This window comes from Lysobacter auxotrophicus, from assembly GCF_027924565.1.
Taxonomy (GTDB): Bacteria; Pseudomonadota; Gammaproteobacteria; order Xanthomonadales; family Xanthomonadaceae; genus Lysobacter_J; species Lysobacter_J auxotrophicus.
Genome location: NZ_AP027041.1, coordinates 4,049,853 through 4,060,788 on the forward strand (window position 1 = coordinate 4,049,853; position 10,936 = coordinate 4,060,788).

10 protein-coding genes are annotated in these 10,936 nt (G+C 68.5%); 9 read left to right on the plus strand and 1 reads right to left on the minus strand.

Going from position 1 to position 10,936, the window contains the following annotated elements; all coding sequences use genetic code 11:
* Positions 1–93: 93 nt before the first annotated feature.
* From glnA to LA521A_RS18455, 4 genes are all read left to right on the plus strand, one after another.
* Positions 94–1,503, plus strand: coding sequence for a type I glutamate--ammonia ligase (gene glnA / locus LA521A_RS18440; RefSeq protein WP_281780278.1), 1,410 nt, complete (start codon positions 94–96; stop codon positions 1,501–1,503).
* Positions 1,504–1,799: 296 nt separating this feature from the next.
* On the plus strand, positions 1,800–2,567 hold the full coding sequence (locus tag LA521A_RS18445; protein ID WP_281780279.1) for a TorF family putative porin: 768 nt from the start codon (positions 1,800–1,802) through the stop codon (positions 2,565–2,567).
* A 26-nt stretch (positions 2,568–2,593) separates the two neighbouring features.
* Positions 2,594–2,932: a P-II family nitrogen regulator gene (locus LA521A_RS18450; RefSeq protein ID WP_281780280.1), complete on the plus strand. Its 339-nt coding sequence runs from the start codon at positions 2,594–2,596 to the stop codon at positions 2,930–2,932.
* A gap of 132 nt (positions 2,933–3,064) precedes the next feature.
* Entirely contained in the window at positions 3,065–4,546 is a 1,482-nt protein-coding gene (locus LA521A_RS18455) for an ammonium transporter (protein WP_425494612.1), read from the plus strand.
* A 70-nt stretch (positions 4,547–4,616) separates the two neighbouring features.
* Here LA521A_RS18455 and LA521A_RS18460 read toward each other — a convergent pair whose 3' ends face one another.
* Positions 4,617–5,990, minus strand: coding sequence for an amino acid permease (locus tag LA521A_RS18460; RefSeq protein ID WP_281780281.1), 1,374 nt, complete (start codon positions 5,988–5,990; stop codon positions 4,617–4,619).
* Between the two features lie 123 nt (positions 5,991–6,113).
* Here LA521A_RS18460 and LA521A_RS18465 point away from each other — a divergent pair, with 123 nt between their 5' ends.
* The 5 genes from LA521A_RS18465 to LA521A_RS18485 all read left to right on the plus strand — a co-directional run bounded on the left by LA521A_RS18465 (position 6,114) and on the right by LA521A_RS18485 (position 10,772).
* Complete coding sequence (locus LA521A_RS18465; protein WP_281780282.1) at positions 6,114–6,353, plus strand: hypothetical protein; 240 nt, start codon at positions 6,114–6,116, stop codon at positions 6,351–6,353.
* A 252-nt stretch (positions 6,354–6,605) separates the two neighbouring features.
* The gene (locus tag LA521A_RS18470; RefSeq protein ID WP_281780283.1) at positions 6,606–7,646 is read left to right on the plus strand and encodes an NAD(P)H-dependent flavin oxidoreductase; all 1,041 of its coding nucleotides are present in this window, start codon (positions 6,606–6,608) and stop codon (positions 7,644–7,646) included.
* Between the two features lie 170 nt (positions 7,647–7,816).
* Entirely contained in the window at positions 7,817–8,575 is a 759-nt protein-coding gene (locus LA521A_RS18475; protein ID WP_281780284.1) for an endonuclease/exonuclease/phosphatase family protein, read from the plus strand.
* Complete coding sequence (clsB, locus tag LA521A_RS18480; protein WP_281780285.1) at positions 8,572–9,789, plus strand: cardiolipin synthase ClsB; 1,218 nt, start codon at positions 8,572–8,574, stop codon at positions 9,787–9,789. The genes LA521A_RS18475 and clsB overlap by 4 nt, the downstream gene beginning before the upstream one ends.
* Positions 9,786–10,772 (plus strand): lysylphosphatidylglycerol synthase domain-containing protein, encoded by a 987-nt coding sequence (locus tag LA521A_RS18485; RefSeq protein ID WP_281780286.1) that lies wholly within the window; start codon positions 9,786–9,788, stop codon positions 10,770–10,772. The genes clsB and LA521A_RS18485 overlap by 4 nt, the downstream gene beginning before the upstream one ends.
* Positions 10,773–10,936: the final 164 nt, after the last annotated feature.

Below are 10,936 nucleotides of genomic sequence, written 5' to 3' on the forward strand. Positions count from 1 at the left end.
ATGTTGGCACGACCCATGCGTAATGCATGGGGTCACCGCGAATGCGGCCGGCTTTCCCCCATCCCAATCTCCAATCCCGAATCCGGAGTTCCCATGTCGATCGAACACGTAGAGAAGCTCATCAAGGATCACAAGGTCGAATTCGTCGACCTGCGTTTCGTCGACATGCGCGGCGTGCAGCACCACGTGACCTTCCCCAAGTCGATCGTCGAGCCGAGCCTGTTCGAGGACGGCAAGATGTTCGACGGCTCGTCGATCTCGGGCTGGAAGGGCATCAACGAGTCCGACATGGTGCTGCTGCCCGACGCGAGCACGGCGTTCCTGGACCCGTTCACCGCCGATCCGACGCTGGTGCTGACCTGCGACATCCTGGATCCGGCCACCATGCAGGCCTACACGCGCGACCCGCGCGGCGTCGCCAAGCGCGCCGAAGCCTTCCTCAAGGCCAGCGGCATCGCCGACCAGGCGTTCTTCGGTCCGGAGCCGGAATTCTTCATCTTCGACTCGGTCCGCTTCGCCAACGACATGGGCCACACCTTCTTCCACGTCGATTCGGAAGAAGCGCACTGGAACTCCGGCCGTGAGTACGACGGCGGCAACACCGGCTACCGTCCGATGGTGAAGGGCGGCTACTTCCCGGTCGCCCCGCTGGATTCGCTGCACGACCTGCGCGCCGAGATGTGCAAGACGCTGGAACTGGTCGGCCAGGAAGTGGAAGTGCACCACCACGAAGTCGCCAACGCCGGCCAGTGCGAGATCGGCACCAAGTTCAACTCGCTGGTGAAGAAGGCCGACGAGCTGATGACGATGAAGTACGTCATCAAGAACGTCGCGCACCGCAACGGCAAGACGGTCACCTTCATGCCCAAGCCGATCGTCGGCGACAACGGCAGCGGCATGCACGTGCACCAGAGCCTGGCCAAGGGCGGCGTGAACCTGTTCTCCGGCGACGGCTACGGCGGCCTGTCGCAGACGGCGCTGTGGTACATCGGCGGCATCTTCAAGCACGCGCGCGCGATCAACGCGTTCGCCAACTCGACGACCAACTCGTACAAGCGCCTGGTGCCGGGCTTCGAAGCGCCGGTGATGCTGGCGTACTCGGCGCGCAACCGTTCGGCGTCGTGCCGCATTCCGTACGTCGCCAACCCGAAGGCGCGCCGCATCGAGATCCGCTTCCCGGATCCGATGAACTCCGGCTACCTGATCTTCGCCGCGCTGATGATGGCCGGCCTGGACGGCATCAAGAACCAGATCGATCCGGGCGCGCCGTCCGACAAGGACCTGTACGACCTGCCGCCGGAAGAAGAGAAGAACATCCCGACCGTCTGCCACAGCCTGGACCAGGCGCTGGAAGCGCTCGACAAGGATCGCGACTTCCTCAAGGCCGGCGGCGTGTTCACCGACGACTTCATCGACAGCTACATCGCGCTGAAGATGCAGGAAGTCACGCGCTTCCGCGCGGCGACGCACCCGCTCGAGTACCAGATGTACTACACGCTGTAACAGCACCACCTCCTGCTCCTCCCCCTGCTCGCAGGGGGAGGTTGGGAGGGGGTCGTGAGGCGCGCAGCGCCGGACTTTCCCGCGACGGACTTCACCCCTCCCCAACCCTCCCCTGCATTCGCAGGGGAGGGAGCTGAAAGTCAAAACCATCAACCAACGAGGTAACCGAATCGACGGGGTCCGCCCGCCGCAAGGCGACTGCGTCCCGAAGAACGCGTGGGCAGGAGAAACGCCCGCGTGGCAAGAGCACGAAGCAATGACCGGGGAGGGGCCACCGCTTATGAGGAGCCTGCGTCATGTCGTCTCGCATCCATGCAAGCCACAACGCTGCATCGTTCACCGTCGTCGCCCTGGCGGGCGCGCTTTGCCTCGCCCTTCCCGCTGACGCGATCGCCGGCGTGTCCGGTTCGGTCGCGCTGACCAGCGACTACATCTTCCGCGGCATCTCGCAGAACAACCAGGAACCCGCATTGCAGGCCGGCGTCGAGTACGCCGACGACAGTGGCTTCTACCTGGGCACATGGGGCAGCAACGTCAGCTGGCTCTCCGACACGCCCGTCGTCGACGACGACATTTCCAACAGCGTCGAACTGGACTTCTACGGCGGCTATCGCGGGAAGTGGGGCGACACCGTCGGCTTCGACGTCGGCGCGCTGTACTACTGGTATCCGGGCGATTACCCCGCCGGCTTCAACAGCCCCGACACGGCCGAACTCTATTTCGGCATCAGCGCCGGCGTGTTCGCCGCCAAGTATTCCTACGCACTCACCGACCTGTTCGGCTACGCCGATTCGGATGGATCGGGCTATCTCGATGCCGCGGTGAACTGGGAATTCGTGCCGACCTGGACGCTCAACGCGCACGCCGGCAAGCAGTGGATCGAAAGCAACGGGGACTTCGAATACGTCGACTGGAAGCTCGGCGTCACCAAGTCCTTCGACGGTGGTTTCGCCGTCGCGCTCGCCTACACCGACACCGACGCGGAAGAGGCGCTCTACACCAACGTCCACGGCAACTTCCTGGGTGAGGACACGGTTGTTCTCACGCTCACGAAAACGTTCTGACTTCCCATCCACCACGGAGCTGCGAGATGAAACTGATCACCGCGATCATCCGGCCGTTCAAGCTCGACGAGGTGCGCGAAGCGCTCACCGAAGTCGGCGTGTCCGGCATCACCGTTACCGAAGTGAAAGGGTTCGGCCGGCAGAAAGGCCACACCGAGCTGTATCGCGGCGCCGAATACGTCGTCGATTTCCTGCCGAAGCTGAAGGTGGAATGCGCCGTCGCGGAAAGCACGCTGGAAGCCGCGCTGGAGGCGTTCGCCAACGCCGCGCGCACCGGCAAGGTCGGCGACGGAAAGATCTTCGTCCAATCGCTCGAGCGCACGGTGCGGATCCGCACCGGCGAACTCGACGACGATGCGTTGTGAGGTAACGCCATGACGACCGCCCTCGATCTCTCCACGCGAACCGCATCCGCTTCGCAGCCGTCATTCCCGCGAAGGCGGGAATCCATCGACCCGATCGCCGCAACCTCGACGAAAGAAGGAAACCCGACCGTGATGTATTCACAGATGGATCCCCGCCTTCGCGGGGATGACGGCATGAACGCATTCGGCGATGCCGAACGCGAACGCGCTGTCACGATGTTCCGCAAGCCCTCACTCGCAATCACCGCACTGCTCGCACTCGCCACGCCCGCCCTCGCCTTCGCGCAGGACGCCGCGGCGCCCGTCGCCAACAAGGGCGATGTCGCCTGGCTGCTGGTCTGCGCCGCGCTCGTGATCTTCATGACGCTGCCGGGCCTGGCGCTGTTCTATGGCGGCCTGGTGCGCAGCAAGAACGTGTTGTCGGTGCTGATCCAGACGCTGATCGTGTTCTCGCTCGTCGCGGTGCTTTGGGCGCTGTACGGCTATTCGCTGGCGTTCACGCCGGGCAATGCATTCATCGGCGGCTTCGATCGCGTGTTCGCGAAAGGCCTCGACGCCACCGCGATGGGCGCGACGTTCACCAAGGGCGTCTACATCCCGGAGCTGGTGTTCTTCGTGTTCCAGGGCGCGTTCGCGTGCATCACCTGCGCGCTGATCATCGGCGCGTTCGCCGAACGGGTGAAGTTCGCCGGCGTGCTGCTGTTCACCGTGCTGTGGTTCACCTTCGCCTACACACCGATGGCGCACATGGTGTGGTTCTTCCCCGGCCCGGATGCGTTCACCAGCAACGACGCGGTGCCCGGCGTGCTCGCGCAGTCGGGCTTCCTGTTCGCGCGCGGCGCGCTCGACTTCGCCGGCGGCACGGTGGTGCACATCAACGCGGCGGTCGCCGGGCTGGTCGGTTCGTACGTGGTCGGCAAGCGGGTCGGCTACGGGCGCGAAGCGATCAAGCCGCACAACCTCACGCAGACGATGGTGGGCGCCTCGATCCTGTGGGTCGGCTGGTTCGGCTTCAACGCCGGCTCCGCGCTGGAAGCCAACGCGGTGGCGGCGCAGGCGTTCGTCAACACGTTCCTCGCGACGGCGGCCGCGGTGCTCGGCTGGACCGCGGTGGAATGGATCAGCAAGGGCAAGCCGTCGATGCTCGGCGCGGCATCCGGCGCAGTGGCGGGACTGGTCGCGATCACCCCGGCCGCGGGCTTCGTCGGCCTGTGCGGCGCGATCGTCATCGGCGCGCTTGCCGGCGCGGTGTGCCTGTGGGGCGTGAATGGCCTGAAGCGTCTGCTCGGTGCGGACGACGCGCTCGACGTGTTCGGCGTGCACGGCGTCGGCGGCATCCTCGGCGCGCTGCTCACCGGCGTGTTCGCCTCGCCGGCGCTGGGTGGCGCGGGCATCTGGGATTACGTCACCGAAACCGCGCTACCGGAGTACAGCATCGCCTCGCAGGTCTGGATCCAGCTGCAGGGCGTGCTGCTGACGGTGGTGCTGTCGGGCGTGGTCGCGCTGGTCGCCTTCCTGATCGTGAAGTACACCGTCGGCCTGCGCGTGAGCGAGGAATCCGAACGCGAAGGCCTGGACATCACCTCGCACGGCGAATCGGCCTACGAGAACTGACCTCCAACCACGTTGAGGCAAAGCGGCGTGTACAACCCCTCCCGTGCACGCCGCGGCAGCGCGCGACGGCTCAAACCGTCGCGCGCTTTTTTCCGCGATAACGCCGCGCCAGTTCGCTCGCCAGCGCGATGCCGGCGGTGAGCGCGGCCATCGACAGGAACTGCCCGCGCGTCTGGCCGGACGAGACCAGCAGCCCGAAGATCACCACGAGGATCGCCAGGGCGGCGACCGTCAGCCACGGGTAGCCGCGCATGCGGAACGGCAGCGGCGTGCCGGCGCGTTCGGCGCGTGCGCGCAGGATCAGCTGCGATACGAGCGCGAGCGTCCACACCAGCAGGCACGTGCAGCCGACGATGTTGAGCAGCACCGGCAGCACGCGGTTCGGGAACCACAGTTCACACACCGTCGCCACGAAACCGAACAGCACGCTCGCGAGCACCGCGAGGACCGGCACCTGGCGGCGGTTCACGCGTGACAGCCAGCGCGGCGCCTCGCTGCGCTGGGCCAGCGAGAAGATCATGCGCGAGGCGCCATAGAGGTTCGCGTTGAGCGCCGACAGCAGCGCGATCACGGCGATGAGCGTGATCGCGGTGGACGCGTACGGGATGCGCGCGACTTCCAGCACGGCCGCGAACGGCGAGCGCAGCGCTTCGCTGGTCCACGGCACGACGGCGATGATCACGCTGATCGAGCCGATGTAGAACACGAGGATGCGCCAGGCGACGGTGCGGATCGCGCGCGCGAGGCTGCGCGCCGGGTCGGAGGTTTCGGCCGCGGCGACGGCGACGATCTCGGTGCCGCCGAACGCGAACACCACCACCAGCAGCGCCGCGCCGATGCCCGCCCAGCCCTTCGGCGCGAACCCGCCGTTCGCGGTGAGGTTCGACAGCCCCGGTGAGGGCACGCCCGGCAGCAGGCCGAGCAGCAGCGCGGCGCCGATGGCGATGAAGATGAGGATCGCGGCGACTTTCATGATCGCGAACCAGAATTCAAACTCACCGAAGTTGCGCACGCCCATCAGGTTGATGGCGGTGAAGAACAGCATGAACGCCAGCGACGACAGCGGCACCGGGATCTGCGGCCAGATCGTGGCGAGCAGCCCGCCCGCGCCGACCGATTCGGCGGCGATCACGATCACCACCTGCGCCCACCACAGCCAGCCGACCGTCGCGCCGGCGGTCGCGCCCATCGCGTCGCCCGCGTACACCGAGAACGCGCCGCTGGCGGGCTTGGCCGCGGCCATCTCGCCCAGCGCGTTCATCACGATGATCACCAGCGCGCCGGCGACGAGGTAGGAGATCAGCACCGCCGGACCGGCGGCCTGCACGCCCACGCCGGAACCGAGGAACAGGCCGGCGCCGATCGCGCTGCCCAGTCCCATCATGATCAGCTGGCGCGGTTTGAGGGCGTGGTTGAGCTGCGTGGAAACGTGGGCGTCGGACATCGGCATGCGCGCGGCTTCGAGGGGCGACACCTTACAGGCCGCGGGCTGGCGAGAGGAGTGACATGCGACGGGCCGCAGCGTCCTACACGCGCGCGTTCCCCCGCCGCGGCTACCGTGGCCCCCATGGACACGCGTACCCAGACCCTGCCGCCGGGCTGGCGGATCGAAGCCACCGGCCCGTTTCCGGGCAGCCGCGCCTGCGTGTTGAGGCTGACCCACGCCGACGGCCTGGAAGCGGTGTGGGAGATCGAACACGGCTCGACGCAGTGCGAGGCCGTGAAGCAGCTGGCCGCCGCGATGGCGCTGACCGGCGAGAGCTATCGCCCGGAAGACGAAGGGTCGCCGCCGCTGCTGTCGACCTGATGCGGCGCGAGCGACTTGGCCCCGGCGCCGGTTTGGGCAGCCGACCGAATGTTCGGAGGGGAAGTTCCGAGGGGAAGAGGGTCGGCCTCGGCGCCGGGGCCCGTTCAGTTTTACCGGGAGGCAACCTGAGCCGCAGTCAGGAAGTTCGGAAGCCGTGTCGGAGGAACCCTTACACGCGCGCGGGCTGACGTGGCCCCCGAATCGGGCGATCCGGCGATACCTCGCCTCCGGGCGTGCTTCTAGAGTGGCGCCATGACCACGCTCACCGACCGCTTCGGCATGAACCTTCCTGTGATCCAGGCGCCCATGGCCGGGGTGCAGGGCGTCGCGCTCGCGCTGGCGGTCGCGCGGGCCGGCGGGCTCGGCTCGCTGCCGGCGGCGACGCTGATGCCGGAGGCGCTGCGGCGCGATCTGGCCGCGATACGCGAAGCCGGTGCCGGCCCGGTCAACGTGAACTTCTTCTGCCACGCGCCGCCGGTGGCCGATGGCGGGCGCGAGGCCGCATGGCGCGAGCGCTTGGCGCCGTATTACGCGGAGTTCGGCCTCGACCCGGACGCCTTGGTCGCCGCCCCGGCGCGCACGCCCTTCAACCACGCGCTGGCCGACGTGCTGGCCGAACTGCCGCCGGCGGTCGTCAGCTTCCACTTCGGCCTGCCTTCGCCCGACCTGCTCGAACGCGTGCGTGCCACGGGCGCGAAGTTGCTGTCGTCCGCGACCACCGTGGACGAAGCGCGATGGCTCGAGGCGCGGGGCGTGGACGCGATCATCGCCCAGGGGCTGGAAGCGGGCGGGCATCGGGGGCACTTCCTGTCCGACGACCTCGATGCGCAGGCGGGCACGTTCGCGCTGCTGCCGCAGATCGTGCATGCGGTGCGCGTGCCGGTCATCGCGGCGGGCGGGATCGCCGATGCGTCCGGCGTCGCCGCGGCGCGCGCCCTGGGCGCGGCCGGCGTGCAGGTCGGCACCGCGTTCCTGCTGTGCCCGGAAGCGACGACCAGCGCGGTGCATCGACAGGCACTGACGGCGGAGGCGGGCGGCTCGACGGCGCTCACCAACCTCTTCACCGGTCGACCCGCACGCGGCATCCCCAACCGGCTCATGCGCGAACTCGGCGCGTTGCGCGACGACATCCCCGCCTTCCCGCTCGCGGCCGGCGCCGTCACGCCATTGCGCGCCAAGGCCGAAGCGGCCGGACGCGGCGACTTCTCCCCGCTGTGGGCCGGACAGAACACCACCGGCTGCCGCGCCGTCCCGGCGGCGGAGGTCGCGCGCGAGCTGGCCCGGGGGTGGTGAGCGGCGTTGCGTCGCTGCGGCATGTCGCCGCCCCTGTTGCCCGGGTGAGCGAAGCGCATCGGCGATCTTTGCCCGCGACGTCCACCGGATTCGCCGCGCCCCATCGCCCCTCACGCCCCATCGCGCACGCCGTCGGCAGAATGCAGGCCACTCCGACGACACGTCGCTGCATGACCTCGATCAACGTCCTGACCGTCAACATGCACATGGGATTCAGCCTGCTCAACCGCAGGTTCGTGCTGCCCGAATTGCGCGAGGCGATCCGCGGCGTGTCGGCGGACATGGTGTTCCTGCAGGAAGTGCTCGGCGAGCATGCACACCACGCGCGACGGCACGCGGACTGGCCCGCCGGGCCGCAATACGAATTCCTCGCCGACTCGCTCTGGTCGCAGTTCGCCTATGGGCGCAACGCGGTGTATCCGCATGGCCACCACGGCAACGCGCTGCTGTCGAAGTTCCCGATCGCCTCGCACGAGAACCGCGACGTCTCGGTGCGGGGCCACGAACAGCGCGGCCTGCTGCACGCCGTCGTGCGCGTGCCCGGCACCCGCGGCGACGGGCACGAGGTCGACGTGCACACGATCTGCGTGCACCTGGGGCTTCGCGAATCGCACCGCCAGCGGCAGATCGCCCTGTTGTGCGGCGTGGTGTCCGAGCAGATCCCGCGCGACGCACCGCTGATCGTCGCCGGCGACTTCAACGACTGGCGCACGCGCGGGCACCGTCTCCTGCGTCGCTGCGGGCTGGTGGAAGCCTTCGAGCACCTGCGCGGCCGCGTCGCGCGCACCTTCCCGTCGCGCTGGCCGACGCTGCCGGTCGATCGCATCTACGTGCGCCACGCACGCGTGATCGAAGCGCGCGTGCTCTCGTCGCGCCCGTGGTCGCACCTGTCCGACCACGTGCCGCTGCTGGCGAGGATCGGACTGTGAGGCTCACGCGCCAGATCGACACCTGCTGGCGGCACGGCCACCACGTGCGCCTGCTGGAGAACGGCGAGGCGTACTTCGCGCGCGTGTTCGAGGCCATCGACGCCGCGCAGCGCGAGGTATTGCTGGAAACCTTCATCTGGTTCGAGGACAAGGTCGGCAACGCACTGAAGGACCGCCTCGTCGCCGCCGCGCAGCGCGGGGTGCGCGTTCATTTCCTGGTGGACGCGTTCGGCTCGCCCGACCTCTCGGACGAATTCCTGCAGGAGCTCACCACCGCGGGCGTGCAGCTGCGCATGTTCGACCAGCAACCCACGCTGCTCGGCATCCGGCTCAACGTGTTCAGGCGCATGCACCGCAAGCTGGTGGCGATCGACGAGTCCATCGCCTTCGTCGGCGGCATCAACTATTCGGCCGACCACCTGGCCGATTTCGGCCCGACCGCCAAGCAGGACTACGCGGTGGAAGTGCGCGGCCCGGTGGTCGAGGACATCGTGTCATTCCTGCGACGGGCGATGGCGACGCGCGGCACGGGCGAGCGCTGGGAGCCGGTACGCACCGGCGAGGAGGCGCGCGGCGACGGCCCGGCCGACGTCTGCTTCCTGCCGCGCGACAACGGGCGGCGTTCGCGCGCGATCGAGCACGCGTACCGGCAGGCGTTCCGCGACGCGAAGCGCGAGATCGTGATCGCCAACGCCTACTTCTTCCCTGGTTACGGTTTCCTGCGCGACCTGCGCGCGGCGGCGCGGCGCGGGGTGAAGGTGCAGCTGATCTTCCAGGGCGAACCGGACACGCCGATGGCGCTCATCGCCGCGCGCTGGCTGTATCGCTATCTGGTCGACGCCGGCGTGCACATCTTCGAGTACTGCGAGCGGCCGTTCCACGGCAAGGTCGCGGTGATCGACGGGGAGTGGAGCACGGTGGGTTCGAGCAACCTGGATCCCCTGAGCCTGTCGCTGAACCTGGAGGCGAACGTGTTCATCCGCGATGCCGGCTTCGCGCGCGAGCTGCGCGGACGGCTGGGCGTGCTGATCGACGACCACTGCAAGGCGGTGGAACCCGACAGCGTGCCGCGCGGCCGCTTCTGGCAACCGCTGACGCGCCCGCTGCTGTTCCATGTGCTGCGCAATTTCCCGGCGTGGGCCGGCTGGCTGCCGGCGCACAAGCCGAAGACCGCGCTGGTGCAACCGCCGGACGATGCGGACGTGACCTCGTGACCGCCGCCCGCCAGCGCTGGCGTCGCATCCGGCGCATCGCCTTCTATGTCTTCCTGGCGCTGGTGGCATTCCTGCTGGTGCGTTATGCGCGGTCGGTGGACTGGGCGGAGGTCGGCAAGACGCTCGCCGGCTACGGGCCGGGCACGCTGGCGATGGCGGTCGGCATCACCCTCGCCAGTTACCTGCTGTATTCCGCCTACGACCTCGCCGGACGACGCTACGCGCGACACACGTTGCCGGCACCGCGGGTGATGGGCATCGCGATGGTCGCCTACGCCTTCAGCCTCAACGTCGGCGCGCTGTTCGGCGGGGCGGGCTTCCGCTATCGGCTGTATGCGCACGCCGGGCTGGGGCTGGGGACGATCAGCCGCGTCGTCGCGTTCGCCATCGGCACCAACTGGATGGGCTACCTGCTGCTCGCCGGCGCGCTGTTCGCCTCCGGCCGCGTGACGCCGCCACCGAGCTGGCCGGTCACCGGCGAACGGTTGCCGTGGGTGGGCGCGGCGATGCTGGTTGCCGTGGTCGTGTACCTCATCGCCTGCCACGTCACGCACGGGCGCGTGTTCCATGTGCGCGGCCACCATTTCCGCCTGCCGTCGCTGCCGCTGGCGCTGGTGCAGCTCGGCCTCGCCTCGACCAACTGGGCGCTGATGGCCGGCCTGCTGTTCGTGCTGATGCCCAAGGGCGTCGCCTACGCGGACGTGCTCGGGCCGCTGCTGGTGGCGGCGGTCGCGTCGGCCATCGCGCACATCCCGGCGGGCATCGGCGTGCTGGAAGCGGTGTTCATCGCGCTGCTGGGCCACCAGGTGCCGCAGCCGCAGATGCTGGCCGCGTTGCTGGCGTATCGCGCCTGCTATTACCTGGGCCCGCTGCTGGTCGCGATCGCCGGTTATGCGGCGCTCGAATCCCGTCGCCGGGCCCACCCGCCCTCCGCCGACGAGGCCGCGAGAGCGCCCGACCCACCCCGGGAACACGCCAACTGACGTGAACGTTCCGTCATCGCCGCTGCGCTAAGCTCGCGTGATTTTCCGTAAGCCGCAGTGCATGGGGGATGTAGGGTGACCACGGAAACCAAACCGCGCCGTTCGTCTCCGGCGCGAAAGGCGACGCCATCGTCGGCGAAGGCCATTGCAACATCGCCGAAACG

Coding starts and splice junctions, on each gene's coding strand:
- LA521A_RS18470 (WP_281780283.1), top strand. CDS start 6,606: ATGACCACGCTCACCGACCGCTTCGGCATGAACCTTCCTGTGATCCAG.
- LA521A_RS18475 (WP_281780284.1), top strand. CDS start 7,817: ATGACCTCGATCAACGTCCTGACCGTCAACATGCACATGGGATTCAGC.
- LA521A_RS18465 (WP_281780282.1), top strand. CDS start 6,114: ATGGACACGCGTACCCAGACCCTGCCGCCGGGCTGGCGGATCGAAGCC.
- LA521A_RS18455 (WP_425494612.1), top strand. CDS start 3,065: ATGTATTCACAGATGGATCCCCGCCTTCGCGGGGATGACGGCATGAAC.
- glnA (WP_281780278.1), top strand. CDS start 94: ATGTCGATCGAACACGTAGAGAAGCTCATCAAGGATCACAAGGTCGAA.
- LA521A_RS18450 (WP_281780280.1), top strand. CDS start 2,594: ATGAAACTGATCACCGCGATCATCCGGCCGTTCAAGCTCGACGAGGTG.
- LA521A_RS18445 (WP_281780279.1), top strand. CDS start 1,800: ATGTCGTCTCGCATCCATGCAAGCCACAACGCTGCATCGTTCACCGTC.
- LA521A_RS18460 (WP_281780281.1), bottom strand. CDS start 5,990: ATGTCCGACGCCCACGTTTCCACGCAGCTCAACCACGCCCTCAAACCG.